Here is a 25,263-nt window from a genome sequence, read left to right on the forward strand (position 1 = left end):
CGATCAGGCCGACGCGCCGCCCCGCTTGTCCAGGCGCTTGAGGAACACCGTCATTTCCTTCTCCGCCTGCTTGTCGCCATGGGCCTGGGCGGCCGCGAGGCCTTCGGTCCAGGCGGCGCGGGCGGCGGCGAGGTCTCCGTTCGCTTCCAGGGCCTTGCCCAGCAGCTTCCAGGCGGCGGAATACTTGGGGTCCTGCTCGACGCAACGGCGCAGGTGCAGAGCAGCCTGGGCTGCATCGCCCTGGTCGAGGTAACCCTTGCCCAGGCCGAAGCGCAGCAGCGGGTTATCCACACCCTTGGCCAGCATCTTTTCCAGTCCTTCGAGCATGGGACGTGCTCCTTAGAAGAAGGTCAGGCCCACCTGGAACAACCGCTCGGCGTCACGGATGTACTTCTTGTCCACGAGGAACAGGATCACGTGGTCGCCGGATTCGATCACGGTGTCGTCGTGGGCGATCAGCACTTCCTCGTCACGAATGATGGCGCCGATGGTGGTGCCCGGTGGCAGGGCAATTTCTTCGATCATCTTGCCCACCACCTTGCTCGACTTGGCGTCGCCATGGGCGATGGCTTCGATGGCTTCGGCCGCACCACGACGCAGGGAGTGCACGCTGACGATGTCGCCGCGGCGCACGTGGGTCAGCAGGGTGCCGATGGTGGCCAGCTGCGGGCTGATGGCGATGTCGATATCGCCGCCCTGCACCAGGTCCACGTAGGCCGGGTTGTTGATGATGGTCATCACTTTGCGCGCGCCCAGGCGTTTGGCCAGCAGCGAGGACATGATGTTGGCCTCGTCGTCGTTGGTCAGGGCGAGGAAGATGTCCGCGTCGCTGATGTTCTCTTCCACCAGCAGGTCGCGGTCGGAGGCGCTGCCCTGGAGCACGATGGTGCTGTCCAGGACTTCCGAGAGATGGCGGCAGCGTGCCGGGTTCATCTCGATGATCTTCACCTGGTAGCGGCTCTCGATGGCTTCGGCCAGGCGCTCGCCGATATGGCCGCCGCCGGCGATCACCACGCGCTTGTAGCTGTCTTCCAGGCGGCGCAGCTCGCTCATCACCGCGCGGATGTGCGCCTTGGCGGCGATGAAGAAGACTTCGTCATCGGCCTCGATCACGGTATCGCCCTTGGGCAGGATCGGCCGGTTGCGGCGGAAGATGGCGGCCACGCGGGTGTCTACGTTGGGCATGTGCTCGCGGATCTGGCGCAGCTCCTGGCCCACCAGCGGCCCGCCGTAGTAAGCCCTGACCCCCACCAGCTGGGCCTTGCCTTCGGCGAAGTCGATCACCTGCAGGGCACCGGGGTATTCGATCAGGCGCTTGATGTAGTTGGTCACCACCTGCTCGGGGCTGATCAGCACGTCCACCGGAATGGCTTCGTTGTCGAACAGGCCGGCGCGGGTCAGGTAGGCCGCTTCCCGTACCCGGGCGATCTTGGTCGGGGTGTGGAAGAAGGTGTAGGCCACCTGGCAGGCGACCATGTTCACTTCGTCGCTGTTGGTCACCGCCACCAGCATGTCGGCATCGTCGGCACCGGCCTGGCGCAGCACGGTGGGAAAGGAGCCTCGGCCCTGCACGGTTCGGATGTCGAGGCGGTCGCCGAGGTCGCGCAGGCGGTCACCGTCGGTGTCCACCACCGTAATGTCGTTGGCCTCGTCGGAAAGGTGTTCGGCAAGCGTACCGCCCACCTGGCCCGCACCGAGAATGATGATCTTCACTGCTAGCTCCGTTAGCCGCGTGGCGAGGCGGCGATCTTGATCAGCTTGGCATAGTAGAAACCGTCATGGCCGTCTTCCTGCGCCAGCAATTGGCGGCCATGGGGTTGTTTCAATCCGAAGGGACCGGGGATATCCAGTTCGCGGGCGCCGGGGGTGCGGGCGAGGAATGCGGCGATGTTGTCGCTGTTCTCCCGTGGCAGGGTGGAACAGGTGGCATAGAGCAGCACGCCACCCACTTCCAATGTCGGCCAGAGGGCGTCCAGCAGCTCGCCCTGGAGCTGAGCCAGGGCGGCGATGTCTTCTTCCTTGCGGGTCAGCTTGATGTCCGGGTGGCGGCGGATTACGCCGGTAGCCGAACAGGGCGCGTCGAGGAGGATGCGCTGGAACGGTTTGCCGTCCCACCAGCTGGCGGTAGCGCGGCCGTCGGCGGCGATCAGCTTCGCATCCAGGCCCAGCCGGTCGAGGTTTTCCCGCACGCGGACCAGGCGGCTTTCTTCCAGGTCCACCGCCACCACTTCGGCGAGGTCCGCTTCGGCCTCCAGCACGTGGCAGGTCTTGCCGCCGGGGGCGCAGCAGGCGTCCAGCACACGCTGTCCGGGCGCCAGTTCCAGCAGGTCGGCCGCCAGCTGTGCGGCTTCGTCCTGCACGCTGACGCGCCCTTCGGAGAAGCCCGGCAGGGTTTTCACGTCGCAGGCTTCGATGAGGCGGATGCCGTCGCGGCTGAAGGTGCAGGGTTCGGCTGCGATGCCGGCCTGTTGCAGCTCGGCCAGGTAGGCGTCGCGGCTGCCGTGGCGGCGATTGACCCGAAGGATCAGCGGCGGATGGGCGTTGTTCGCCGCGCAGACCGCTTCCCAATGTTCCGGCCAGGCGGCCTTGAGGGCCTTCTGCAACCAGCGTGGGTGGGCAGTACGCGCCGCCGGATCGCGTTCGAGCTCGGCGAAGATCGCTTCGCCCTGGCGCTGGGCGTTGCGCAGCACGGCGTTGAGCAGGCCCTTGGCCCAGGGCTTCTTCAGCTTGTCCGAGCAGCCGACGGTCTCGCCGATGGCGGCATGGGCGGGAATGCGGGTGTAGAAGAGCTGGTAGAGGCCGACCAGCAGCAGCGCCTCCACATCCTTGTCGGCGGACTTGAACGGCTTCTGCAGCAGACGCTCGGCCAGGGCAGCGAGGCGCGGTTGCCAGCGCGCGGCACCAAAGGCGAGGTCCTGGGCCAGGGCGCGATCGCGAGGCTCCACCTTGTCCAGTTGCGGCGGCAGGCTCCCGCCGAGGGAAGCCTTGCCTGAGAGCACCGCGGCCAGGGCTCGGGCGGCGGCGAGACGTGGATTCATGCGCCCAGCACCTTGCCCACGGCGAACTGCTCGCGACGGCTGTTGAAGAGGTCGGCAAAGTTCAGCGGCTTGCCGCCGGGCAATTGCAGGCGGGTCAGGCGCAGGGCGCCCTCGCCACAGGCCACGGTCAGGCCGTCCTTGCTGGCGGCGAGGATCTGGCCGGGCGCGCCCTTGCCATCGCCCAGCGCGGCGGCGAGCACTTTCAGCGGCTCGCCGTCGAGAGTGCTGTGGCAGATGGGCCAGGGGTTGAAGGCGCGAACCAGGCGCTCCAGCTCCACCGCCGGGCGGCTCCAGTCGAGGCGCGCCTCATCCTTGTTCAGCTTGTGGGCGTAGTTGGCCAGGGCGTCGTCCTGCACTTCGCCTTTCAAGGTGCCGGCGGCGAGACCTTCGATGGCTTCCAGCACGGCCTTCGGACCCAGTTGCGCGAGGCGGTCGTGCAGGCTGCCGCCAGTGTCTTCCGCGCTGATCGGGGTGGTGACCTTGAGCAGCATCGGACCGGTGTCGAGGCCCGCCTCCATCTGCATTACGGTGACGCCGCTTGCCGCGTCGCCCGCCTGCACCGCGCGCTGGATCGGCGCCGCGCCGCGCCAGCGTGGCAGCAGCGAGGCGTGGCTGTTGATGCAGCCCAGGCGCGGGGTGTCGAGCACCACCTGCGGCAGGATCAGGCCATAGGCAACTACCACCATCAGGTCGGCGCCGAGGGCCTTGAGCTCGGCCTGGGCGGCCGGATCACGCAGGGTCGGCGGCTGCAGCACCGGAATGCCGTGTTCGACCGCCAGTTGCTTGACCGGGCTCGGCATCAGCTTCTGGCCGCGACCGGCCGGGCGGTCCGGCTGGGTGTAGACGGCGATGACCTGGTGGCGGGAGCCCAGCAGGGCGTTGAGGTGCTCGGCGGCGAACTCGGGGGTGCCGGCGAAGACGAGGCGCAGTGGCTCGGTCATGGGGAAGTCACCAAAAAGAAAAGGCTTGCCGGGGCAAGCCTTTGGATCGGGGGAATCAAGCCTGTTGGCGGTGCTGCTTTTCCAGCTTCTTCTTGATGCGGTCGCGCTTGAGGGACGACAGGTAGTCGACGAAGAGCTTGCCGTTGAGGTGGTCGCACTCGTGCTGGATGCACACGGCGAGCAGTCCTTCGGCGATCAGTTCATAGGGCTGGCCATCGCGGTCCAGGGCCTTGATCTTCACCTTCTGCGGACGATCGACGTTTTCATAGAAACCCGGTACCGAAAGGCAGCCTTCCTGATACTGGTCCATCTCGTCGGTCAGGGACTCGAATTCGGGGTTGATGAAGACCCGTGGCTCGGATTTGTCTTCCGACAGGTCCATCACCACCACACGTTTGTGGACGTTCACCTGGGTGGCTGCCAAGCCGATACCGGGAGCGTCGTACATGGTTTCGAACATGTCGTCGATCAGCTTGCGGATGGAGTCGTCGACCACCTCCACCGGTTTGGCAATGGTGCGCAACCGCGGATCGGGGAATTCGAGAATGTTCAGAATCGCCATATGCGTTTGTGATGCACTTGTGGAATAAGTTGAAAATCCGCTGCTAAGATGGTGCGCAGCATCGAAAAAACGGCTGCAGAGCCCGGTTGGGGCGGCTCTCAGGGCGTTTCATGTGAATGAACATAATAAAGGGATTCACCGCATGAGGAAATCACTACTCGCCCTGCTGCTCCTGGCCGCCAGTGGCCTGACCCAGGCTGCGGTGGAACTCAAGGATGGGCATCCGGAGCGATATACCGTCGTCAAAGGCGACACGCTCTGGGATATCTCGGGCAAGTTCCTGAGCCAGCCATGGAAATGGCCGGAGATCTGGCACGCTAACCCGCAGATCGAAAACCCGCACCTGATCTATCCCGGCGACGTGCTCAGCCTGGTCTACGTCGATGGCCAGCCGCGCCTGATGCTGAACCGCGGCGCGTCCCGCGGCACCATCAAACTGTCGCCGACCGTGCGCAGCACGCCGATGGCCGAAGCCATCCCGGCCATTCCGCTGGAAGCCATCAACGCCTTCCTGCTGAGCAACCGCATCATCGACGATCCCAAGGAATTCGAAGGCGCGCCCTACATCGTCGCCGGCAACGCCGAACGCGTGGTCAGCGGCGCTGGTGATCGCGTCTATGCCCGTGGCAACTTCTCTCACGAGCAGCCGGCCTACGGCATCTTCCGCCAGGGCAAGACCTACCTGGATCCGGAAACCCAGGAATTCCTCGGCATCAACGCCGACGATATCGGCGGCGGCGAGATGGTGGCCGACGAGGGTGATATCGGCACCCTGCAACTGACCCGCTCCACCCAGGAAGTCCGCCTGGGCGACCGCCTGTTCCCCACCGAGGAACGCGCGATCAATTCCACCTTCATGCCCAGCGCGCCGGATCGCGACATCAGCGGCGTGATCCTCGATGTACCGCGCGGCGTGACCCAGATCGGCCAGTTCGATGTGGTCACCATCAACAAGGGCAGGCGCGACGGCCTGGTCGAAGGCAACGTGCTGGCGGTCTACAAGACCGGCGAAACCGTCCGTGACCGCATCACCGACGAGTTCATCAAGGTCCCGGACGAGCGCGCCGGCCTGCTGATGGTGTTCCGCACCTATGACAAGCTCAGCTACGGCCTGGTGCTCGCCGCCACCCGCCAGCTGGCGGTGCTGGACAAGGTACACAACCCGTAACACCTCCAAGCCCCCGCCATGCGGGGGCTTGTTGTATTGATGGCTGTTCTGCCGCGATTGCGGCGCGATCAAGGACCGATCGAATGCCATCAATCTCCCCTGCCGAGCTGGAAGCTCGCCTTCGTCTTCATCACCTCCCCGAACTCGGCCCCGCCCGTTTCCGTCGCCTGATCCAGGCTTTTGGTTCCGCCTCCGCAGCACTCAGCGCCCCGGCCTCTGCCTGGCGCTCGCTGGGCCTTCCAGAAGCCTCCACCGACCCACGACGTAGCCCGGAGATTCGTGACGCGGCCGCCCGCGCCCTGGCTTGGCAGGAGCGGCCCGGTCACCAGCTGCTGTGCTGGGACGATCCCGCCTACCCCGCTCTGCTGGCCGAACTCGGCAACGCGCCGCCGCTCCTGTATGTCGCCGGTGATGCGTCCCTGCTGGAGCGCCCGCAACTGGCCATGGTCGGCAGCCGCCGCGCTTCGGCAGCCGGGCTGGATACCGCCCGTGCCTTTGCCCGCAGCCTCGCCGGTGGTGGCTTCGTCATTACCAGTGGCCTGGCCCTGGGCATCGATGGTGCTGCCCATCTGGGCGCGCTGGAGGTCAAGGGTGCGACGGTGGCGGTGCTCGGCACCGGCCTCGAACGCGTCTACCCCAATCGCCACCGTGGCCTGGCGGCGCGCATCGTTGATGAAGGCGGCGCGCTGGTGTCCGAACTGCCGCTGGAATGTCCGCCTCAGCCGGCCAACTTTCCGCGGCGTAATCGCATCATCAGTGGGCTGTCCCTCGGCGTTCTGGTGGTGGAAGCCAGCCCCTCCAGCGGATCTCTGATCACCGCGCGCCTGGCCGCCGAGCAGGGGCGCGAGGTCTACGCCATCCCCGGTTCCATTCACCATCCCGGCGCCCGTGGCTGTCACCAATTGATTCGCGAAGGCGCGGCGCTGGTGGAGAAGGTCGAAGACATCCTCGAAGCGCTGCGTGGCTGGCAGACGGTGGCGTCCGAACCGCGGATCAAGGCGCCCCTTCAAGCGGAGCATCCGCTGCTCGATCTGCTGCGCGCGGCGCCCTACAGCAGCGAAGCCCTGGCCGTTGCCAGCGGCTGGGAACTGCCGCGCGTGCTCGCCGAACTCACCGACCTGGAACTGCTGGGGCGCGTCGCCCGTGAGGCGGGCTGCTGGGTGCATCGCCAAGGTTGAGCCCTGTACACTTTAGCGATCCAGTATTGCGGGAGCGGGTGATGGTCAGCAGTTGGCGTGTGCAGCAAGTGGCGCGGATCGTGCGTGAAGGCGGGGTCATCGCCTATCCCACCGAGGCGGTCTGGGGCCTGGGCTGCGACCCGTGGAACGAGGACGCGGTGTATCGCCTGCTGGCGCTCAAGGAGCGTCCCGTGGAGAAGGGCGTGATCCTGGTGGCGGACAACATCCGCCAGTTCGACTTCCTCCTCGAAGGCCTGCCGGATGCCTGGATCGACAAGCTCGCCAGCACCTGGCCGGGCCCCAACACCTGGCTGGTGCCGCATCAGGACCTGCTGCCGGAGTGGATCACAGGCCAGCACGACAGCGTCGCCCTGCGCGTCAGCGACCATCCGCTGGTGCGCGACCTCTGCGCCCTCACCGGGCCGCTGGTTTCCACCTCCGCCAACCCGTCGGGCCGTCCCGCCGCGTACTCGCGCCTGCGCGTCCAGCAGTACTTCGGCGACGAACTGGACGCGGTGCTGGGGGGCGCCCTCGGTGGGCGGCGCAACCCCAGCGTGATCCGCGACCTGGCCAGCGGGCGCGTGCTCAGGGGATAAGCACGGTCGAACCGGTGGTCTGGCGGCTGGCCAGGGCGGTGTGCGCCTTGGCAGCGTCGGCCAGGGCGAAGCGCTGGTTCACCTCCACCTTGATGCGCCCGTCGGCGATCAGCCCGAACAGCTCATCGGCCATGGCCTGCAGGCGTTCCGGCGTGCTGGCGTAGCCGAACAGCGTCGGCCGGGTGACGAAGAGCGAGCCCTTTTGCGCCAGGATGCCCAGGTTCACCCCGGTCACCGGCCCCGAGGCGTTGCCGAAGCTGACCATCAGGCCACGCGGTGCCACGCAGTCCAGCGAAGTTTCCCAGGTGTCCTTGCCTACCGAGTCGTAGACGACCGGGCACTTGGCGCCATTGGTGAGCTCCTGCACCCGCTGCACCACGTTCTCATGGCTGTAGTCGATGGTCGCCCAGGCACCGTTGGCCTTGGCCTGCGCGGCCTTTTCCGCCGAGCTGACGGTGCCGATCAGCTTCACGCCAAGGGCGCGGGCCCACTGACAGGCGATCAGCCCCACCCCGCCGGCCGCGGCGTGGAAGAGGATGGTTTCGCCGCCCTGCAACGGGAAGGTCTGGCGCAGCAGGTACTGCACGGTCAGGCCCTTGAGCATCACCGCCGCGGCCTGTTCGAAGCTGATGCCCTCCGGCAGGCGCACCAGTTTGTCCGCCGGCAGCACGTGCAATTCGCTGTAGGCGCCCAACGGGCCGGTGGCATAGGCGACGCGATCGCCCACCTTGAACTGGGTCACCGCGCTGCCCACCGCCTCCACCTCGCCGGCCCCTTCGGTGCCCAGGCTGGTGGGGAAGTTCGGTGCCGGGTAGAGGCCACTGCGGTAATAGGTGTCGATGAAGTTCAGGCCGATGGCGCGGTTGCGCACGCGCACTTCCTGCGGCCCCGGCTCTGCAGGCTGGTAGTCCGCGAACTCGAGGACTTCCGGACCGCCGTAGGCGGAGAACTGGATGCGTTTGGCCATGCTTGCAACCTCCTGGTCGGAAAAGCTCCCATCCAACGCCTCGCCTTGATTCCCGTCAAGCCACCAGGCCCCTCGGGCGGTGGTATGCTTGCCTGCTCATTTTTCCGCCACTCCACCTGCTTCCAGGGTTGACCACGTGACTGACCGTATCGAGGCCGTGAAGGCCTACCTGCTCGATCTGCAAGACCGCATCTGCGCCGCGCTCGCGGCCGAGGATGGCAAGACCGGTTTCTACGAGGACGCCTGGACCCGTCCTGCCGGTGGCGGTGGCCGTACGCGGGTGATCGAGAACGGCGCGCTGATCGAGAAGGGTGGCGTGAATTTCTCCCACGTATTCGGCGCCAACCTGCCGCCATCGGCCAGTGCCCACCGTCCGGAACTGGCCGGCCGTGGCTTCCAGGCGCTCGGCGTGTCCCTGGTGATCCACCCGGAAAACCCCCACGTACCCACCTCCCACGCCAACGTGCGTTTCTTCTGCGCCGAGAAGGAAGGCGAAGAGCCGGTCTGGTGGTTCGGCGGCGGCTTCGACCTGACCCCCTACTACGCCGTCGAAGAAGACTGCGTGTTCTGGCACCAGGTGGCCCGCGACGCCTGCGCGCCCTTCGGCGCCGACGTCTATCCGCGCTACAAGGAATGGTGCGACCGCTACTTCCACCTCAAGCATCGCAACGAGCCGCGTGGCATCGGCGGCCTGTTCTTCGACGACCTGAACCAGTGGGACTTCGACACCAGCTTCGCCTTCATGCGCGCCATCGGCGATGCCTACCTGGAGGCTTACCTGCCGATCCTGAAGAAGCGCAAGGACACCCCCTTCACCGAGCAGCAGCGCGAGTTCCAGGCTTTCCGCCGTGGCCGCTACGTGGAGTTCAACCTGGTGTTCGACCGCGGCACCCTGTTCGGCCTGCAGTCCGGTGGCCGCACCGAGTCCATCCTCATGTCCCTGCCGCCGCACGTGCGCTGGGGCTATGACTGGAAACCCGAGCCGGGCAGCGAGGAAGCGCGCCTGACCGAGTACTTCCTCAAGGATCGCGACTGGCTCGGGGAGGCAGGGCTGTGACCGATCGCTACTGTGTCTTCGGCAACCCCATCGGCCACAGCAAGTCGCCGCTGATCCACGGCCTGTTCGCCGAACAGACCGGCCAGCAGCTCACCTATGAAGCCGTGCTGGCGCCTCTGGATGACTTCACCGGCTGCGCCCGGCAGTTCTTCGCCACGGGCAAGGGCGGTAACGTCACCGTTCCGTTCAAGGAGCAGGCCTACCAGCTGGCCGGCAGCCTCAGTGCTCGCGCCCAGCGCGCTGGTGCGGTGAATACCCTGAAGAAGCTGGATGACGGCAGCCTGCTCGGCGACAACACCGACGGCGCCGGCCTGGTGCGTGACCTCACCCGCAACGCCGGTCTCGATCTGGCCGGTAAGCGCATCCTCCTGCTGGGCGCTGGTGGCGCCGCTCGCGGTGTGATCGAGCCGCTGCTGGCCGAGAAGCCGGCTGCCCTGGTGGTCGCCAACCGCACCGTGGGAAAGGCCGAAGCCCTGGCCCAGCTGTTCGCTGACCTCGGGCCGGTATCCGCCAGCGGTTTCGACTGGCTGGAAGAGCCGGTGGACCTGATCATCAACGGCACGTCGGCAAGTCTCGCCGGCGACCTGCCCCCCATCTCGCCGAGCCTGATCAAACCGGGCCACACCGTCTGCTACGACATGATGTACGGCAAGGAAATGACTGCCTTCAACCGCTGGGCTGCCGAACACGGCGCCGCGCGCACCCTCGATGGCCTGGGGATGCTGGTGGAGCAGGCAGCCGAAGCCTTCCTGCTGTGGCGCGGCGTGCTGCCGGACAGCGCACCGGTGCTGGCCGAGCTGCGCCGCCAGCTGGCGCAGGGATAGGATCGCGTCGTTTTCGGTGGGCTGAAGCCCACCCTACGGCGTGCAATCCGGGCACGCCGAGCGATGTGGCTTAGGTAGGATGGGATACCCATCAGGCTCTGCGCAGCAGCATGGGTATCGCTCCGCTCCACCCATCCTACAGACAGGAGCGTAGGGTGGGCTTCAGCCCACCATTGATAGGGCGAAGCCCGACTACCCCTCTATCACCAGCCGGCTATCGGTGCCTTCCAGCTTGCGCAGCTCCCGCGCCACCTGCGGTCGGGCGCGGCGGAGTACCAGGCTGCGCCCTTCTCCACCCAGGCGCCGCGCCTCTTCGTGAAGCATGCTCACCCCGGCGTAGTCGATGAAGTTCACATGGTGCGCATCCAGCACCAGACGCCCGGCGCGGCTGCGCTGGATCAGCTTCTGCAGGTACGGGCAGGCGCCGAAGAAGATCGACCCCTCGATGCGCAGGACCTCGGCGTCTTCTTCCGTCGCCTGCAGCACACGTGGCTGCGAGGTGCGCTTGAGGTAGAAGAACAGCGAAGCCAGCACCCCGGCGTAGATGGCGGTCTGTAGCTCCAGCAACAGGGTGGCGACGCAGGTCAGCGCCATCACCACGAACTCCGCCCGGCTGACCCGCCAGAGCTGGCGCACGCTGCGTCCATCCAGCAAACCCCAACAGATCAGCAGGATGCTCGCCGCCATGGCGGGCAGTGGGATATGGGCGATCAGGCTTGCCCCCAGCAGGGCGAACAACGCCACCCAGAGCGCCGAGAACACACCCGACAGCGGCGACTGCGCACCGGCCTGGAGATTCAGCCCGGAACGGGTGAACGAGCCGGCAGAGAGGTAGCCGGAAAACCAGGCACCGATCAGGTTGGACAGGCCTTGGCCACGGCATTCCTGGTCTGCATCCAGCACCTGGCGCGACTGGCAGGCCAAGGCGCGGGCGATGGACAGACTGGTGACCAGGCCGAGCAGACCGCAGGCGACCGCCGAGGGCAGCAGGCGCAGGATGTCCTCGGCATCGAAGCGGATCGCGGCCAGTGGCGGCAGGCTTCCGCTGAAGGGCTGCACCAGCGGGACGCCGGCGAAGGTGCCGGGTAGCGCCAGCACCAACAGGCTGCCGCCGATGATGCCGATCAGTAGCGCCGGCATGCGCGGCCACATGGTGCGCACAAGGATCGACAGACCCAGGGTGACGCTCGCCACCAGTAGCGACGGCCAGTGTACTTCGCGCACATGCCGCGCCAGTTCCAGGGCGCTCTGCCAGGCCGTTGCGCGCCCTTCCAGATGGGCCAGGCCCAGCAGGTTCGGCACCTGGCCGAGGGCGATCACCAGCGCCGCGCCCAGGGTGAAGCCGAGCACCACCGATTGCGAGACGAAGTTGGCCAGCGAGCCGAAGCGCAGGGCGCCCAGCAGCCACTGGAAGGCCCCGGCGAGGAAGGTCAGCAGCAACACCAGGCCGACGTAGTCCTGGCTGCCCGGCAGGGCCAGTGGGCTGACGCTGGCGAAGAGCACCACCGAGATGGCCGCCGTTGGCCCGCAGATCAGGTGCCGAGACGACCCCCAGAGGCAGGCGATGATGACCGGCACGACTGCCGCATAAAGCCCGTACTCCGCCGGCAACCCGGCGATCAGTGCATAGGCGATGGACTGGGGCAGGGCGAGGATGGCGCCGGTCAGGCCCACCAACGCGTCGCGGCCGAGGTCGCGTGGGCGAATGGCGGGTAGCCAGGTGAGGAAGGGGAAGAGGTTGGCGGCTTTCATCTTGGGCCTGGCGGTGGGGCTGTTACTGCCTTGTGGGGGCGAATTCATTCGCTATGCAGGCCGCAGGCCTGCCCATGAATTTCCATGGGGCTGCTTCGCAACCATTAGCGAATGAATTCGCCCCCACAGGGATTTGTACCCATAGGGCGATCCGTCAGAGCTTTGCCTGCACCGCCGCCACGGCATCGCCGCCCTCACGGGTGGTCACGCCCTGCAGCCAGCCCTGCACCACCGCCGGGTTGGCCTTGAGCCAGGCCTTCACCGCCGCGTCGTTGTTGGCATTGCCGTTGAGCACCTGGTCCATGATGGCGTTCTCCATCTCCTGGGTGAACTGCAGGTTGGTCAGTAGCTTGCCCACGTTCGGGCACTGCGCGGCATAGCCCTTGCGCGCCAGGGTGTTCACGCTGCCGCTTTCGCCGAAGTACTTCTCGCCGCCCTTGAGGTAGGCCATGTCGTACTGCACGTTCATCGGGTGCGGCGTCCAGCCCAGGAAGACCACGAACTGATCGCGTTTCACCGCACGGCCCACCTGCACCAGCATCGCTTGCTCGCTGGACTCCACCAGCTTCCAGTCGCCGAGGCCGAATTCATCCTTGGCGATCATCTGCCGGATCGACTCGTTGGCCGGAGAACCGGAAGCAATCCCGTAGAGCTTCTTGTCGAACTGGTCGGCGAAGCGGTCCAGGTCGGCGAAGGTCTTCACGCCCGCGTCGAAGGCGTAGCGCGGCACTGCCAGGGTGTATTCGGTGCCGCTGAGGTTCTGCGCCACCTTGTCGACATTGCCGGCGGCGACGAACTTGTCGTAGTTGCTCTGTTGCGCCGGCATCCAGTTGCCGAGGAAGGCGTCGATCTGTCCCTTGTGCAGGCCGGCGAAGATGATCGGCACCGCCAGTGTCGGGGTTTCCGTGCGATACCCCAGACCATCGAGCAGGATGCGCGCCACGCCATTGGTCACGGCGATATCGCTCCAGCCCGGATCACCCAGCTTCACCGTCGCGCAACTGGCGTCCTCCGCCTGGACGTTGAACGTCAGGCCGGTCAGCAGCACGCCGCCGGCAAGCACCGCATTGATCGTCTTCATGCCTTGGTTCCTCGCAAGAGTGGGTCAGGGTTGGGGAAAGCGCGCGCGGCGCTCCAGGTCGTCCAGGTCGATGTGGTTGCGCATGTACTGCTGGCTGGCGTCGACGAAAGGCTGGTGGTCCCAGCTCTTCAGCCGGCCATGGGTCAGGGCGTCGGCGACGAAGCGGCGGCGGCGCTGGCTGGCCAGTGCGGCTTCGGCGATGGTCGGGATATCCCAGCGTACGCGCGCCTCGTCGAGGAATACCGCAAGCAGTGCCTGGTGGTCCGGTGAGGTGGCCAGGTTCTCCAGCTCCTGCGGGTCGTTGGCCAGGTCGAAGAGCAGGCAGGGGTCTTCTTCCGAGTAGATGAACTTGTAGGGGCCGCGACGGATCATCATCAGCGGGCTGGTGGTGCCTTCGGCCATGTACTCGCCCAGCACCCCATCGTGCCCGCCCTCGCCCCGCAGGTGTGGCAACAGCGAGCGGCCATCCAGCGGCAGGTTGCGTTCCAGCGTGCCGCCGGCCAGTTCCACCAGCGTGGGCAGCAGGTCGACGGTGGAGACCGACTGGCTCACCCGATGCGCCTGGAAGCGGCCGGGAGCGTGGACCAGCAGCGGCACGCGGGCGGCCATCTCGAACCAGTGCATCTTGTACCAGAGGCCGCGCTCGCCAAGCATGTCGCCGTGGTCGCCGGAGAACACGACGATGGTGTCCTCTTCCAGCCCGCACTCGGCCAGGGTCTTCAGCAGGGCGCCGATCTGGTCGTCTACGTAGCTGCAGGCGCCGAAATAGGCACGGCGGGCGTCGCGGATCTTCTCGTCCGGTAGCGGTTTGCCCCAGAGGTCGATGACCTTGAGCAGGCGCTGGCTGTGCGGGTCCTGCTCGGCATCGGCGAAGCGCTGGCGCGGCAGGGGAATGTCCACATCCTCGTAGCGATCCCAGTACTCCGCCGGGATGGTGTAGGGATCGTGCGGATGGGTCAGCGACACAGTCAGGCAGAAGGGCTGCTCGGCGTTGTCGCGAACATGGTCGTAGAGGTACTGGCGGGCCTTGAACACCACCTCCTCGTCGAAATCCAGCTGGTTGGTGCGTACACACGGCCCGGCTTGCAGCACCGAGGACATGTTGTGGTACCAGCTCGGACGCACATCGGGCTCGTCCCAGTTCACCGCCCAGCCATAGTCGGCCGGATAGATGTCGCTGGTCAGGCGCTCCTCGTAGCCGTGCAACTGGTCCGGGCCGCAGAAGTGCATCTTGCCGGAGAGCGCCGTGCGGTAGCCGAGGCGGCGCAGGTGGTGGGCATAGGTTGGCACGTCGGCGGGAAAGTCAGCGGCGTTGTCGTAGGCGCCGATCTTCGACGGCAGTTGGCCGCTCACCAGGGTGAAGCGTGAGGGCGCGCAGAGCGGGCTGTTGCAGTAGGCCGAATCGAATACCACACCCTCGGCGGCGAGCCGCGACAGGTGCGGCACCTTGATCGGCGAGGGCGCGTAGAAGGGCAGCAGCGGCGCAGCCATCTGGTCGGCCATGATGAAGAGGATGTTGGGTCGTTTCATCGTTCGCTTATCCATACTGTCGAATTATGCGAAAGTGCTGGGAACGATGATTGCGCCAGCGATCAGCCCGGTAAACCGCATAGCGGAACATGACTCGGATAAGAGCTACTTATGGCAGAACTACAGTCTGAGCTGTCCCTGGACCTGCTGCGGGTATTCGAGTCCGCCGCCCGCCATCTCAGCTTCACGGCCGCCGCCGTGGAACTGGGCACCACCCAGCCGGCGGTGAGCCAGCAGATCCAGCGCCTGGAGAAGCAGTTGGCGACCCGCCTGTTCGACCGTGTATATCGCGGCATCGAACTCACCGACGCTGGCCGGCTTCTGTTCCTCCATGTCCAGGAAGGCTTGCAGGCCATCAGCGCCGGGCTCGAAGCCATCGGCTCGCGGCCCCAGCACGAGGTGCTGCAGGTGGCCACCGACTTCGCCTTCGCCGCCTACTGGCTGATGCCGCGCTTGCACCGTTTCCATGAGGCGAACCCCGAAATCGACGTCAGCATCGTCACCAGTGATCGCACCATGAACATGCTGCGCTCGGAGGTGGACATCGCCATCGCCTTCGGCGACGGCCGCTTCAAGCATGGCGAGGCGCTGCTGTTGTTCCGCGAAGAGGTCTTCCCCATCGCCAGCCCGCGCCTGCTGGCTGGACGCGACAAGCCACTGCCGGTGACGGCCCTGACTGAACTGCCGCTGCTGCACCTCAAGCCCGAGGTGCGCACCCGCTGGTTCGACTGGGGCGCGCTGTTCCGCGAGCTGGGGATCGCCCAGCCGCCCGGCTCGGGGATGCTGCGCTTCGACAACTACACCCTGCTGATCCAGGCCGCGATTGCCGGCCAGGGTGTGGCCATCGGCTGGCGCTATCTGGTGGACGACCTGCTCGACCAGGGCCTGCTGGTGCCTGTGCTGGAGACCAGTGTCAGTTCGGATTTCGGTTATTACCTGGTGCAGCCGGAGCGCAAGCGCCGTGCCCGGCTGATGAAGTGTTTCGTCGACTGGCTGCAGCAGGAATTGGGCGACGAGGCCCGCCACGCGCAGCTCATCCGGCATCGGGAAGGCATCGCCATCTGAGAGCCGGTCAGGGGGCGCGGAGGCCCAACTATCGGTTGGTTCTGCGCGGATCTGAGACGTTCGTGCCGAAATCGTGCCGCACTGTCATGCAGCGGGAAAGAACCTCGGCTATCAGTTCTGGCTTCGTCCATTTCATGAGAGCTGCCGATGAAAGTCCTCACCTGCCTGGCTGCCGGCCTCAGCCTCTGCGCCCTCGCCGGCCAGGCCAACGCCTGGTCGCAACCGACCCACAAGAACATCGTCAAGGATGCCCTGGCCTACATGAATTCCCCCTACGCGACGGCGGAAATGCGTGAGGCCTACCAGTTCTACGTGAGCGCCGCCGGCAGCGAGGCCAAGGCCGGGGAAGTCCTCGGCCAGGCCGCCTTCGACGTGGACGATTTCAAGGACACCCGCCTGGGCGGCTGGTGGGTCGGCTACGAATACGCGCCGGTGTGGAACGCCGCCGCCGGCCTGGTGAATTACACGTCCTACTGGCACTTCCTCAACCTCACCCGCGACGGCGACGCCCATGGCAATGCCCATGGCGGCTACGACTATCGCTACCACAAGGTGGACGGCGGCATTGCCGACGTGGACTGGTACGCCATGGTCTATCTCTACAACCGCGAGCTGAAGCGCGGCGACTTCGACACCACCGAAGCCCACTACCGGCGGGGCACCCGCTCCAACTGGCAGGAGCACTACGGCGACTTCCAGACCGCTGCCTTCCAGCCCATCGATAACCTCGCCGGCTACTGGTTCGACCAGTTCCGCGCCGCGCCCTCGCTGCAAACCATCGGCTATGCCCTGCACGCCACCGGCGATGTGGCGCAGCCGCACCACGTGTGGGTCACCTCGGCCAACGGCCACTCCAGCTGGGAAGGCTGGGTCGACGACCATTACGCCAGCGAGAAACTCAATGACCAGGCTGCCGTGGCCAACCTCATCGGCCGCTACGACGCCAGCCGGAGCATCCGCGAGCTGCTGACCCAGACCGGACAGGTCGCCTATGCCCATCCCGAGCCGCTGTATGACACCAGCTACGCCACGCGCCTGCGGGTGGCCAGGGAGCTGATCCCCGAATCCATTGCGCTGACCGTCACCGTGTTGACCAAGGGGGCCGACAGCTTCAATGCGACCGAAGGCATCTGACGTGCGCAGGTCGATTGTCGCTCTGGTGCTGGGGCTGTACCTGGGGGGCGCGCAGGCCATGCCGGCCGCGCCGGATTTGCGGGTCGACGGCGAGCTGCTGCCGGGCAAGAGCATCGCGCTGCTGGAACAGGTGCTCAGCCGGGTGAAGTTCAACACCGACTCGCAACAACTGCGCCGCGGGCTGCTGGAGAACCACCTGCTGGCCCGCGAGGTGGCGAGCGAGTTGAACGCCCAGAGCCGCAGCGACCTGGACGCCAGCGTCGAGATGGAAGCCGGCAACCTGCTTGAGCAGTACTACGGACGTGCCGGCCGGCAGGACCTGCGGCCCTTCCTGCGCCAGCCGCAACCGCTCAGTGCCCAGCGCCTGCGCGAGGTGCTGGCTCCCGCTTCCCGCGGGTTGGTGGAGAACAGCCTGCAGCTCAGCCCCGAGCAACAGCGCGAAGCCGCACAGGTGGAGCTGATCCGCTGGCAGTTCCCCGGTCAGCCCGAGCAGCGCCTGGACCTGTTGTCCCTCTACCAGGGCGACAACATCCAGGGGCAGGTGGAACTGCAACAGGGCAACCTGGAATACCTGGCGCGCCAGGTGCAGACCCGCGTGCAGCGTGACTACCTGTGGTTCCGTCTGGCTCAGGACGGCTTCACCCCGGCGGAACGACAGGGTCTGAAAATCCTGGTGCGGGATCGCCTGGTGCGCCAGCGCTATCTGCACCAGATCGGCCTGTACAGCGACTTCCACCATGAGTCGGAAGCCCTGCGCGAACTGGCAGCCAAGGTCACCGACGCCGAGGCGCAGGCCTACTACCAGCGCAACCAGGCGCGCTACCTCAATGTTGCGGGCGTACAGGCGGCGCATATCCGCCTGCCCGACCAGGCCAGCGCTGATCGCGTCTATGCCGAGTTGCAAAAAGGGCTGGCGTTCGACGAGGCGGTGCGGCGCTATTCCCTGGCGCAGGACAAGGATCGGACACCACCGGGCGATCTCGGTTTGATCCGTCCTGAGGATGGCGAGCTGGACCTGCTGCGCAAGACGGCGCTGATCCAGAAGGCCGACACCCTGTCGCAGCCCATGCGCATCGGTGGCGTGTTCGAGATCGTCCGGGTACGCAGCCGTGAAGACCGGCAATTACCCCTCAGCGACCGCAGCGTGCGTTATGAGGTGAACCAGGCGGTGGCGCGGGAGAAGCTGGCTGCCGAGCTCGATGAGCGCCTGAGCCGCCTGCTCGCCAGTGCACAGGTGGAAGGGCTGTGAAGGCCTGGCTTGGCGTGGCCCTGGCCTGCAGCGCGGGCGTTGCGGCGTTGGCCTGCGCGACCGTGCTGCTGACACCGGCGCCGCAGCCGGTATCGGCGTCCAGACCCATACCGCCGCCGATCATCGCCCCCGCGCCTCCGTTGCCGGTAGCGCCTCCTGCGCCTGCCCTGCCTGCGGAAGGTCGAGGCAGGCCCCTGGCTGTCGCTTCGTCGGAGCGGGAAACACCGAGCCTGGACCAGGCCGAGGCTATCCAGCTCATGCAGTGGATGTCCGAAAAGGGCGACCCGCGCAGCCCGACCCTGGGTGGCCTGAAACCGCGCCAGGCTGCCACCGCCGCCGAGCTGGCCGACCCGCGCCAGTACGCAGCCCTGGAGGAACGCCAGACCCGCGAGCTGCTCCAGGCCTATGCCGGCGGCGTGCAGCAGATTCCGGAAATTCGTGCGCGCATCGAGGCGGCGGAACAGAGTGGCGAACGCAGCGTCAGCGAACTGGACGAAGCACGCGCCGCGTTGGAGCAGCTGGAGGCTATGAAGGGCCGGCTCGAAAGCGAGGCACCGCAACTGCTTCCCGAAGCAGGCACCCAGGCCCCGGCGAAAGACCGATAGCGGCGGAAATCCTCGCGGCCAAGCCATCGCTTGCAGGTACCATGGGAGCCTTCGCATTCCGGGAGGCGTGATATGCAGGACTTCTCCACACCCCGCATCAAGGGCTTTCACGCCCACGTTTACTTTGACGCCACGACCCTTGAGCAGGCGCGCACGCTCTGCGAGGAAGCCGCGCGGCGCTTTCCGCTGAAGATGGGACGCGTACACGAGAAACTTGTCGGCCCGCATCCCGACTGGAGCTGCCAACTGGCATTCAAGCCCGACCTGTTCGGCGACGTGATCCCCTGGCTGGCGCTGCACCGCAATGGCCTGACGGTGCTCATCCACCCCATCACCGGCAGCGACCTGCGCGACCACCGCGACTACCCCATGTGGATGGGGGCGATTCGGCCGCTGGACCTTTCCTGCCTCGAAGATGGCGAGATCGAGTACGACCTCTGAATCGATCGACTGTGGGTTCTAATTCATTGGAAAAGGGCCGCGAAGCGGACCCACCTGGCGAGCCTTCGGCCCGTTTGGCGAATGAATTCGCCCCTACAAGGAGCGTCCGAGGCGTAGGGTGGATCACGCTTCACCGATCCACCATCGATGCCCAGCCTGGCTGTGCTGGTGGACATGAAAAGCGATGTCCACCCTACGGGACGAGGGCCCAGAAAAAAGCCGCTGTTTCCCAGAGGGACAGCGGCTTTCTTGTGCTGCTGGCGTGAATCAGGCGCGAGCGCCGCGTACGCCTTCGGCGAGGGTCTTGCAGAGGCCGAGGACGCCGTTCACGGCCTGTTCCGGGGTTTCGGCATTGGCGATCTGGTCCACCAGGGCAGAACCCACCACCACGCCATCGGCCAGTTTGGCGATGCTCGCGGCATGTTCGGCGGTGCGGATGCCGAAGCCGATGGCCACCGGCAGGTCGGTGTGGCGACGCAGGCGGGTGACGGCTTCCTGCACGTGCTCCAGGGTGGCGGAGCCGGCACCGGTCACGCCCGCTACGGAGACGTAGTAGACGAAGCCGGAGCTGCCATCGAGCACCACGGGCAGGCGCTTGTCGTCGGTGGTCGGGGTGGTCAGGCGGATGAAGTCGATGCCCGCGGCCTGGGCCGGGTGGCAGAGGTCTTCGTTATGTTCCGGCGGCAGGTCGACCACGATCAGGCCGTCTACGCCCGCTTCCTTGGCGTCGCTGATGAAGCGGTCCACGCCGTAGTAGTGGATGGGGTTGAAGTAACCCATCAGCACCAGCGGAGTGGTTTGGTTGCCAGCGCGGAATTCGCGAACCATCTGCAGGGTCTTGGCCAGGTTCTGCTTGGCACCCAGTGCGCGGATGTTGGCCAGCTGGATGGACGGGCCGTCGGCCATCGGATCGGTGAAGGGCATGCCCAGTTCGATCACGTCGGCACCGGCTTCCGGCAGGCCCTTGAGGATGGCCAGGGAGGCGTCGTAGCCCGGGTCGCCTGCGGTGACGAAGGTCACCAGGGCGGCGCGGTTCTGTTCTTTCAGTTCGGCGAAGCGAGTCTGCAGGCGGCTCATGCTTTCTGCTCCTGTTGCATGTGGTGCATAACGGTCTGCATGTCCTTGTCGCCGCGGCCGGAGAGGTTCACCACCATCAGGTGGTCCTTCGGCAGCTTCGGCGCGCGCTTGAACACTTCAGCCAGGGCGTGGGAGCTCTCCAGCGCCGGAATGATGCCTTCCAGGCGGCAGCACTGGTGGAAGGCTTCCAGGGCTTCATGGTCGGTGATCGAGGTGTACTCGACGCGGCCGATGTCGTGCAGCCAGGCGTGTTCCGGGCCGATGCCGGGATAGTCCAGGCCGGCGGAGATCGAGTGGGCGTCGATGATCTGGCCGTCTTCGTCTTGCAGCAGGAAGGTGCGGTTACCGTGCAGCACGCCCGGTACGCCACCGTTCAGGCTGGCCGCGTGCTTGCCGGTCTCGATGCCGTGGCCGGCGGCTTCTACGCCGACGATCTTCACCGAGGTGTCATCGAGGAACGGGTGGAACAGGCCCATGGCGTTGGAACCGCCACCGATGCAGGCGACCAGCGAATCGGGCAGGCGGCCTTCCTGTTCGGCCAGCTGCTCGCGGGTTTCCTTGCCGATCACGGCCTGGAAGTCGCGGACCATGGCCGGGTAAGGGTGCGGACCGGCGACGGTGCCGATCAGGTAGAAGGTGCTGTCGACGTTGGTCACCCAGTCGCGCAGGGCTTCGTTCATCGCGTCCTTCAGGGTGCCGGTGCCGGCGGTGACCGGGATCACTTCGGCGCCGAGCAGCTTCATGCGGAAGACGTTGGCCTGCTGGCGGTCGATGTCGGTGGTGCCCATGTAGATCACGCACTGCAGGCCGAAGCGGGCAGCCACGGTGGCGGTGGCCACGCCGTGCATGCCGGCGCCGGTCTCGGCGATGATGCGTTTCTTGCCCATGCGCCGGGCCAGGAGGATCTGGCCGATGCAGTTGTTGATCTTGTGCGCGCCGGTGTGGTTCAGCTCTTCGCGCTTGAGGTAGATCTTCGCGCCGCCGAAGTGCTCGGTCAGGCGTTCGGCGAAGTACAGCGGGCTCGGGCGGCCGACGTAGTCACGCTGGAAGTAGGCCAGCTCTTTCTGGAATTCCGGATCATCCTTGGCCTTTTCGTATTCGCGGGCCAGGTCGTGGATCAGCGGCATCAGGGTTTCGGCGACGTATTGCCCGCCGAAGCTGCCGAAGAGGCCCTTGGTATCGGGGCCGGTGCGCAGAGAGGTCATGCTGGACTCCTGTTTCTGCACCCCTCGCTCGTCGGCGAGGGGCTGGGGAAGAGGGTTGATGGCGCCATTCTACCCTTGGCGAGGTGACGGAAAAGCGATTAGATTGCCTTTACCTGTCAGAAAAACTCACGAATAGCCATGAGCCGTGACCTGCCTCCCCTGAATGCCCTTCGCGCCTTCGAGGCCGCCGCCCGACTGCAGAGCATCAGCCGCGCCGCCGAAGAACTGCACGTCACCCATGGCGCCGTGAGCCGGCAGGTGAGGATGCTGGAGGAGGAGCTGGGCATCGCCCTGTTCAGCAAGGATGGTCGCGGCGTAAAACTCACGGATGCCGGCCAGCGCTTGCGCGATGCCGCCGGTGACGCCTTCGAGCGCCTGCGCAGCGCCTACGCCGATCTGCAGAAGCGCAGCGAGGATGCGCCCTTCGTCCTCGGATGTCCGGGCAGCCTGCTGGCGCGCTGGTTCATTCCACGCCTGGACCGGCTCAACCGCGAACTCCCCGAACTGCGCCTGCAGCTCTCGGCCAGCGAGGGTGAACTGGACCCGCGTCGTCCTGGCGTGGATGCCACCCTGTGCTTCGCCGAGCCGCCCTGGCCGGCGGACATGCGGGTGTTCGAGCTGGCCGCCGAATCCATCGGCCCGGTACTGAGTCCACGCTATGCCCGCCACGACGTGCTGGCTTGCACTGCGCCCGCCGCACTGCTGGATGAGGCCGTGCTGCACACCGTGTCGCGGCCTCAGGCATGGCCGCAGTGGGCCGCAGCCCAGGGGCTGGACCCGGGCCGCCTGCGCCAGGGGCAGGGTTTCGAGCATCTCTACTACCTGCTGGAGGCGGCCGTGGCCGGGCTCGGCGTGGCCATCGCCCCGCAGCAACTGGTCGCCGACGAACTCGCATCCGGCCGCCTGGTGGCGCCCTGGGGCTTCGTCGAAACCCCTGCGCGCCTGGCGCTCTGGGTCCAGGCGCGGCAGCTGGATCGTCGAGCCGAACGCCTGGCCCATTGGTTGAGCAAGGAGTTGGCCGGCCGATAGCGGCATTCTTGGCTAGCCTTGCAGGGGAACCCACTCGTGCCCGGCACAGGAGATACACCATGTCTGATCACCGCACCTACAAGAAGATCGAGATAGTTGGCACCTCCCGCAGCAGCATCGACGACGCGATCAACAATGCCATCACCGAGGCGTCGAGGACGGTCCGCAACATGGACTGGTTCGAAGTCGTGGACACCCGTGGGCATATAGAGAACGGCAAAGTGGCGCACTTCCAGGTGACCCTGAAGATCGGCTTCCGCATCAGCGACAGCTGACGCGCCACATCCTCCCTCGCCTGAATTCGGCTAGTCTCTGGCCGTCCGCTTCTGGCCTTTCCTGGATCCAGGCGGGAGCGGATAGCTCTTGCGAGCACTTCATTCATCACGAGGGAGCGTTACACATGAAGAAACTGCTGTTGGGCCTTGGCCTGTTCGCCCTGGCCGGTTCGGCCTTCGCCGCCGTCAAACCCTGCGAAGAGCTCAAGGCCGAGATCGACGCCAAGCTCAAGGACAAGGGCGTCGTCTCCTACAGCCTGGAAGTCGTCGACAAGGGCAATGCCGCCGGCAAGCAGGTGGTGGGTACCTGCGAGGGCGGCACCAAGGAGATCGCCTACCAGCGCAAATGATCGCGCGGTACTCCCCGGGCCGGCGCCTGTGCCGGCCCAATCCTTACCTTCTGGTGCCCTGGTTACCGAAAAGTGCCTTCTAGCGGCCTTGGGCGCCAATCCCTAGAGTAAGACCTACTGATTCACTCGGATAAGGCTCCACGCCTTTCCCCTGCCAAGGTCTTGCCTATGTCTGCCCTGTCCAAGCTGCCCCTTTCCGTCCTCGATCTGGCCCCTGTGCGCGACCACGGCGGCGCCACCCAGGCCCTGCACAACTCCCTGGAGCTGGCGCGCCACGTCGAACAGCTGGGTTTTTCGCGCTTCTGGGTAGCCGAGCACCACAACATGGACGGCATCGCCAGCTCCGCGACCGCCGTGCTGCTCGCGTACCTGGCCGGCGGTACCTCGCGCATCCGTCTGGGTTCCGGGGGCATCATGCTGCCCAACCACGCGCCACTGGTGGTCGCCGAACAATTCGGCACCCTCGCCAGCCTCTATCCGGGCCGCATTGAACTGGGCCTTGGCCGTGCGCCGGGGGCTGACCATCTCACCGCCCGCGCCCTGCGCCGCGACCGCCTGGGCAGCGCCGACGACTTCCCGCAGGACGTCGAAGAGCTGGAAATGCTCCTCGGCCCGCGCCAGCCGGAGCAGAAGGTGATCGCCATGCCGGGCGTGGACACCAATGTGCCCATCTGGCTGCTTGGCTCCAGCCTGTTCAGCGCCCAGCTGGCCGGGCAGAAAGGTCTGCCCTATGCCTTCGCCTCGCACTTCGCGCCGCGCTACATGCATGAGGCGATTCGCGTCTACCGCAATCATTTCCGCCCCTCGGCGGTGCTGGACAAGCCCTATGTGATGCTGGGCGTGCCGCTGGTGGCAGCACCCACCGACGAAGAGGCGGAATTCCTCGCCACCACGGTGTACCAGCGTGTCCTGGCGCTGATTCGTGGCGAAAGCCTGGTGCTGCGCCCGCCTGTGGAAAGCATGGCGGGTCGCTGGCTGCCCCATGAGAAGGATGCGGTGGGCAGTTTCCTGGCCATGGCCATGGTGGGCGGCCCGGAGAAGATCCGTGCGCGCCTGCAGGTGCTGCTGGACCAGACCGATGCCGACGAGCTGATCTTCACCTGCGACCTCTACCAGCACGAACACCGGCTCAGGGCATTCGACATCCTCGCCAGCCTTCGCGACTGAAGCACGCTGGGCAGGCAGCAACGGCCAGGGCGGCCGCTATCAGTTCACAAGGCGCCGCAGCGCGGGAAGATCTCATGGCGCGCCAGCACGTTGCGCTGGTCGTCGTAGAGCCAAACCCAAGGCTGGTTGGCGGCGTTCCGTGCTTCCACGCGGTAGCGCTTGCCGGCTTCGAACTTGTCGTAGCGCAGCACCACGTAGCAGGTGGTTTGGGTGGGGCCTGAGTTCATGTCTCTGCCGAAGCCACCGCCGCCACCACCGATTTCAAACTGGTAGCGCAACTCCAGCTCGTGCTTGCCGGGCAATACCTGGTAGTAGCGGCCGTCGCCCCAGCGCCTGTCGTCGAGGCGGTCGGCCATGAGGGTATCGCCGGGCTCGGGAGAAATGTCGATCCACGCCATCCGCGGATCGGGTTCGGGCAACTTGCTGGCGCAGGCGGAGAGGCTGGCCAGCAGCGTCAGGGCCAACAGCGTGCGCATGTAGGAACTCCTGATGGGGTAGGTGCTTTCAGCATACCCCCATGCCGAAGATTTCAGACATCGCCGCAGCGACTTTCCCGCGCCTTGGCGACTTCCTGGTTGCGCTCGTCATACAGCCGCGCCCAGGGACGGAAGCCGATACCGCCGGCCTGCAGCAGATAGCGCTCGCCTGCCGCGAAGTCGGCATAGTCCAGCTTGAGCAGGCAGGTGCGCCGATAATTCGTGCTGCCCTGGCCGATGTCCTGACCGCCCACGTCGAACTCCAGGCGCACTTCCAGTTCGTGCCGGCCCGGCGTGACCTGGAAGTAGCGCGGGTCGGAGAGTGCCTTGTTATCCACCCGGCTGGCCTGGATGTCCTGGCCTTCCTGCTTGTGCAGGGAGATCCAGGCCTGGTTCGGGTCGGGGCTGGGCAGCATCAGGGCGCAGCCGCCAAGGCTGAGAAGCGGCAGGAAAAGCAGCAGAGGGCGCATGGAAAGCTCCAACAGGCCAGTAGTGG

27 protein-coding genes are annotated in these 25,263 nt (G+C 66.2%); 14 read left to right on the plus strand and 13 right to left on the minus strand.

Annotated features, from left to right (window positions below; all coding sequences use genetic code 11):
- Positions 1-3: 3 nt before the first annotated feature.
- Genes E8F06_RS01095 through def form a run of 5 tightly spaced genes read right to left on the minus strand, consistent with a single transcriptional unit; the run spans position 4 to position 4,541 of the window.
- Positions 4-327: a tetratricopeptide repeat protein gene (locus E8F06_RS01095; RefSeq protein WP_280363355.1), complete on the minus strand. Its 324-nt coding sequence runs from the start codon at positions 325-327 to the stop codon at positions 4-6.
- 12 nt (positions 328-339) lie between these two features.
- Positions 340-1,713, minus strand: coding sequence for a Trk system potassium transporter TrkA (trkA, locus tag E8F06_RS01100; protein ID WP_280363356.1), 1,374 nt, complete (start codon positions 1,711-1,713; stop codon positions 340-342).
- An 11-nt stretch (positions 1,714-1,724) separates the two neighbouring features.
- Positions 1,725-3,038, minus strand: a complete 1,314-nt coding sequence (gene rsmB / locus E8F06_RS01105; protein ID WP_280363359.1) for a 16S rRNA (cytosine(967)-C(5))-methyltransferase RsmB — start codon at positions 3,036-3,038, stop codon at positions 1,725-1,727.
- The gene (gene fmt, locus E8F06_RS01110) at positions 3,035-3,979 is read right to left on the minus strand and encodes a methionyl-tRNA formyltransferase (protein WP_280363361.1); all 945 of its coding nucleotides are present in this window, start codon (positions 3,977-3,979) and stop codon (positions 3,035-3,037) included. Before fmt ends, rsmB begins: the two co-directional genes overlap by 4 nt.
- Positions 3,980-4,034: 55 nt before the next feature.
- Entirely contained in the window at positions 4,035-4,541 is a 507-nt protein-coding gene (gene def, locus E8F06_RS01115) for a peptide deformylase (protein WP_280363363.1), read from the minus strand.
- A 142-nt stretch (positions 4,542-4,683) separates the two neighbouring features.
- On the opposite strand from def, the gene E8F06_RS01120 reads away from it, so the two are divergent.
- The 3 genes from E8F06_RS01120 to E8F06_RS01130 all read left to right on the plus strand — a co-directional run bounded on the left by E8F06_RS01120 (position 4,684) and on the right by E8F06_RS01130 (position 7,483).
- Positions 4,684-5,709, plus strand: a complete 1,026-nt coding sequence (locus E8F06_RS01120) for a LysM peptidoglycan-binding domain-containing protein (RefSeq protein WP_280363366.1) — start codon at positions 4,684-4,686, stop codon at positions 5,707-5,709.
- A gap of 83 nt (positions 5,710-5,792) precedes the next feature.
- Entirely contained in the window at positions 5,793-6,887 is a 1,095-nt protein-coding gene (gene dprA / locus E8F06_RS01125; RefSeq protein ID WP_280363367.1) for a DNA-processing protein DprA, read from the plus strand.
- 41 nt (positions 6,888-6,928) lie between these two features.
- Positions 6,929-7,483, plus strand: a complete 555-nt coding sequence (locus E8F06_RS01130; RefSeq protein WP_280363370.1) for a Sua5/YciO/YrdC/YwlC family protein — start codon at positions 6,929-6,931, stop codon at positions 7,481-7,483.
- Here E8F06_RS01130 and E8F06_RS01135 read toward each other — a convergent pair.
- Positions 7,473-8,450: an NADPH:quinone reductase gene (locus E8F06_RS01135; protein WP_280363372.1), complete on the minus strand. Its 978-nt coding sequence runs from the start codon at positions 8,448-8,450 to the stop codon at positions 7,473-7,475. The genes E8F06_RS01130 and E8F06_RS01135 overlap by 11 nt on opposite strands.
- 136 nt (positions 8,451-8,586) lie before the next feature.
- Between E8F06_RS01135 and hemF the strand changes: the two genes are divergently transcribed.
- Together hemF and aroE are read left to right on the plus strand one after the other, a co-directional pair.
- Complete coding sequence (gene hemF, locus E8F06_RS01140; protein WP_280363375.1) at positions 8,587-9,507, plus strand: oxygen-dependent coproporphyrinogen oxidase; 921 nt, start codon at positions 8,587-8,589, stop codon at positions 9,505-9,507.
- Positions 9,504-10,331, plus strand: a complete 828-nt coding sequence (aroE, locus tag E8F06_RS01145) for a shikimate dehydrogenase (protein ID WP_280363376.1) — start codon at positions 9,504-9,506, stop codon at positions 10,329-10,331. Before hemF ends, aroE begins: the two co-directional genes overlap by 4 nt.
- A gap of 192 nt (positions 10,332-10,523) precedes the next feature.
- On the opposite strand, the gene E8F06_RS01150 is transcribed toward aroE, so the two are convergent.
- The 3 genes from E8F06_RS01150 to betC all read right to left on the minus strand — a co-directional run bounded on the left by E8F06_RS01150 (position 10,524) and on the right by betC (position 14,694).
- The gene (locus tag E8F06_RS01150; RefSeq protein WP_280363379.1) at positions 10,524-12,083 is read right to left on the minus strand and encodes a SulP family inorganic anion transporter; all 1,560 of its coding nucleotides are present in this window, start codon (positions 12,081-12,083) and stop codon (positions 10,524-10,526) included.
- 154 nt (positions 12,084-12,237) lie between these two features.
- Positions 12,238-13,164, minus strand: coding sequence for a choline ABC transporter substrate-binding protein (choX, locus tag E8F06_RS01155; RefSeq protein ID WP_280363382.1), 927 nt, complete (start codon positions 13,162-13,164; stop codon positions 12,238-12,240).
- Positions 13,165-13,188: 24 nt separating this feature from the next.
- Positions 13,189-14,694, minus strand: a complete 1,506-nt coding sequence (betC, locus tag E8F06_RS01160; protein WP_280363384.1) for a choline-sulfatase — start codon at positions 14,692-14,694, stop codon at positions 13,189-13,191.
- Between the two features lie 111 nt (positions 14,695-14,805).
- Here betC and E8F06_RS01165 point away from each other — a divergent pair, with 111 nt between their 5' ends.
- The 5 genes from E8F06_RS01165 to E8F06_RS01185 all read left to right on the plus strand — a co-directional run bounded on the left by E8F06_RS01165 (position 14,806) and on the right by E8F06_RS01185 (position 19,188).
- Entirely contained in the window at positions 14,806-15,759 is a 954-nt protein-coding gene (locus E8F06_RS01165) for a LysR family transcriptional regulator (protein WP_280363386.1), read from the plus strand.
- A 147-nt stretch (positions 15,760-15,906) separates the two neighbouring features.
- Positions 15,907-16,893: a hypothetical protein gene (locus tag E8F06_RS01170; RefSeq protein WP_280363388.1), complete on the plus strand. Its 987-nt coding sequence runs from the start codon at positions 15,907-15,909 to the stop codon at positions 16,891-16,893.
- A 1-nt stretch (position 16,894) separates the two neighbouring features.
- Entirely contained in the window at positions 16,895-18,142 is a 1,248-nt protein-coding gene (locus tag E8F06_RS01175) for a peptidyl-prolyl cis-trans isomerase (RefSeq protein ID WP_280363390.1), read from the plus strand.
- Complete coding sequence (locus E8F06_RS01180; protein WP_280363391.1) at positions 18,139-18,747, plus strand: hypothetical protein; 609 nt, start codon at positions 18,139-18,141, stop codon at positions 18,745-18,747. Before E8F06_RS01175 ends, E8F06_RS01180 begins: the two co-directional genes overlap by 4 nt.
- Before the next feature lie 72 nt (positions 18,748-18,819).
- Positions 18,820-19,188: a DOPA 4,5-dioxygenase family protein gene (locus E8F06_RS01185; RefSeq protein WP_280363393.1), complete on the plus strand. Its 369-nt coding sequence runs from the start codon at positions 18,820-18,822 to the stop codon at positions 19,186-19,188.
- Between the two features lie 267 nt (positions 19,189-19,455).
- On the opposite strand, the gene trpA is transcribed toward E8F06_RS01185, so the two are convergent.
- Both trpA and trpB read right to left on the minus strand, forming a co-directional pair.
- Complete coding sequence (trpA, locus tag E8F06_RS01190; RefSeq protein ID WP_280363396.1) at positions 19,456-20,265, minus strand: tryptophan synthase subunit alpha; 810 nt, start codon at positions 20,263-20,265, stop codon at positions 19,456-19,458.
- A complete protein-coding gene (trpB, locus tag E8F06_RS01195) occupies positions 20,262-21,470 on the minus strand; it encodes a tryptophan synthase subunit beta (protein ID WP_280363399.1) in 1,209 nt (402 codons plus the stop codon). Before trpB ends, trpA begins: the two co-directional genes overlap by 4 nt.
- Positions 21,471-21,608: 138 nt before the next feature.
- Here trpB and E8F06_RS01200 point away from each other — a divergent pair, with 138 nt between their 5' ends.
- From E8F06_RS01200 to E8F06_RS01215, 4 genes are all read left to right on the plus strand, one after another.
- Positions 21,609-22,499, plus strand: coding sequence for a LysR family transcriptional regulator (locus E8F06_RS01200; protein WP_280363401.1), 891 nt, complete (start codon positions 21,609-21,611; stop codon positions 22,497-22,499).
- A 59-nt stretch (positions 22,500-22,558) separates the two neighbouring features.
- Positions 22,559-22,774, plus strand: coding sequence for a dodecin (locus E8F06_RS01205; protein ID WP_190828978.1), 216 nt, complete (start codon positions 22,559-22,561; stop codon positions 22,772-22,774).
- A 125-nt stretch (positions 22,775-22,899) separates the two neighbouring features.
- Positions 22,900-23,124 carry a DUF1161 domain-containing protein gene (locus E8F06_RS01210; protein WP_280363403.1) on the plus strand — a complete coding sequence of 75 codons (225 nt, stop codon included), beginning with the start codon at positions 22,900-22,902 and terminating at the stop codon, positions 23,122-23,124.
- Positions 23,125-23,292: 168 nt separating this feature from the next.
- Positions 23,293-24,291, plus strand: a complete 999-nt coding sequence (locus tag E8F06_RS01215) for an LLM class flavin-dependent oxidoreductase (RefSeq protein ID WP_280363407.1) — start codon at positions 23,293-23,295, stop codon at positions 24,289-24,291.
- Positions 24,292-24,335: 44 nt separating this feature from the next.
- Here the strand turns inward: E8F06_RS01215 and E8F06_RS01220 are convergent, their stop codons facing one another.
- Both E8F06_RS01220 and E8F06_RS01225 read right to left on the minus strand, forming a co-directional pair.
- Entirely contained in the window at positions 24,336-24,767 is a 432-nt protein-coding gene (locus E8F06_RS01220; RefSeq protein ID WP_280363409.1) for a hypothetical protein, read from the minus strand.
- Between the two features lie 53 nt (positions 24,768-24,820).
- Complete coding sequence (locus tag E8F06_RS01225; protein ID WP_280363411.1) at positions 24,821-25,237, minus strand: hypothetical protein; 417 nt, start codon at positions 25,235-25,237, stop codon at positions 24,821-24,823.
- Positions 25,238-25,263 lie beyond the last annotated feature (26 nt).

It is taken from the genome of Pseudomonas sp. BN411 (assembly GCF_029871235.1).
Taxonomy (GTDB): Bacteria; Pseudomonadota; Gammaproteobacteria; order Pseudomonadales; family Pseudomonadaceae; genus Metapseudomonas.

What these genes read in the sequence shown, in the direction of transcription:
- E8F06_RS01095 (WP_280363355.1), bottom strand. Translation starts at nt 327, where the DNA reads ATGCTCGAAGGACTGGAAAAGATGCTGGCCAAGGGTGTGGATAACCCG.
- rsmB (WP_280363359.1), bottom strand. Translation starts at nt 3,038, where the DNA reads ATGAATCCACGTCTCGCCGCCGCCCGAGCCCTGGCCGCGGTGCTCTCA.
- fmt (WP_280363361.1), bottom strand. Translation starts at nt 3,979, where the DNA reads ATGACCGAGCCACTGCGCCTCGTCTTCGCCGGCACCCCCGAGTTCGCC.
- def (WP_280363363.1), bottom strand. Translation starts at nt 4,541, where the DNA reads ATGGCGATTCTGAACATTCTCGAATTCCCCGATCCGCGGTTGCGCACC.
- E8F06_RS01120 (WP_280363366.1), top strand. Translation starts at nt 4,684, where the DNA reads ATGAGGAAATCACTACTCGCCCTGCTGCTCCTGGCCGCCAGTGGCCTG.
- dprA (WP_280363367.1), top strand. Translation starts at nt 5,793, where the DNA reads ATGCCATCAATCTCCCCTGCCGAGCTGGAAGCTCGCCTTCGTCTTCAT.
- E8F06_RS01130 (WP_280363370.1), top strand. Translation starts at nt 6,929, where the DNA reads ATGGTCAGCAGTTGGCGTGTGCAGCAAGTGGCGCGGATCGTGCGTGAA.
- E8F06_RS01135 (WP_280363372.1), bottom strand. Translation starts at nt 8,450, where the DNA reads ATGGCCAAACGCATCCAGTTCTCCGCCTACGGCGGTCCGGAAGTCCTC.
- E8F06_RS01150 (WP_280363379.1), bottom strand. Translation starts at nt 12,083, where the DNA reads ATGAAAGCCGCCAACCTCTTCCCCTTCCTCACCTGGCTACCCGCCATT.
- choX (WP_280363382.1), bottom strand. Translation starts at nt 13,164, where the DNA reads ATGAAGACGATCAATGCGGTGCTTGCCGGCGGCGTGCTGCTGACCGGC.
- betC (WP_280363384.1), bottom strand. Translation starts at nt 14,694, where the DNA reads ATGAAACGACCCAACATCCTCTTCATCATGGCCGACCAGATGGCTGCG.
- E8F06_RS01165 (WP_280363386.1), top strand. Translation starts at nt 14,806, where the DNA reads ATGGCAGAACTACAGTCTGAGCTGTCCCTGGACCTGCTGCGGGTATTC.
- E8F06_RS01170 (WP_280363388.1), top strand. Translation starts at nt 15,907, where the DNA reads ATGAAAGTCCTCACCTGCCTGGCTGCCGGCCTCAGCCTCTGCGCCCTC.
- E8F06_RS01185 (WP_280363393.1), top strand. Translation starts at nt 18,820, where the DNA reads ATGCAGGACTTCTCCACACCCCGCATCAAGGGCTTTCACGCCCACGTT.
- trpA (WP_280363396.1), bottom strand. Translation starts at nt 20,265, where the DNA reads ATGAGCCGCCTGCAGACTCGCTTCGCCGAACTGAAAGAACAGAACCGC.
- trpB (WP_280363399.1), bottom strand. Translation starts at nt 21,470, where the DNA reads ATGACCTCTCTGCGCACCGGCCCCGATACCAAGGGCCTCTTCGGCAGC.
- E8F06_RS01200 (WP_280363401.1), top strand. Translation starts at nt 21,609, where the DNA reads ATGAGCCGTGACCTGCCTCCCCTGAATGCCCTTCGCGCCTTCGAGGCC.
- E8F06_RS01205 (WP_190828978.1), top strand. Translation starts at nt 22,559, where the DNA reads ATGTCTGATCACCGCACCTACAAGAAGATCGAGATAGTTGGCACCTCC.
- E8F06_RS01210 (WP_280363403.1), top strand. Translation starts at nt 22,900, where the DNA reads ATGAAGAAACTGCTGTTGGGCCTTGGCCTGTTCGCCCTGGCCGGTTCG.
- E8F06_RS01215 (WP_280363407.1), top strand. Translation starts at nt 23,293, where the DNA reads ATGTCTGCCCTGTCCAAGCTGCCCCTTTCCGTCCTCGATCTGGCCCCT.
- E8F06_RS01220 (WP_280363409.1), bottom strand. Translation starts at nt 24,767, where the DNA reads ATGCGCACGCTGTTGGCCCTGACGCTGCTGGCCAGCCTCTCCGCCTGC.
- E8F06_RS01225 (WP_280363411.1), bottom strand. Translation starts at nt 25,237, where the DNA reads ATGCGCCCTCTGCTGCTTTTCCTGCCGCTTCTCAGCCTTGGCGGCTGC.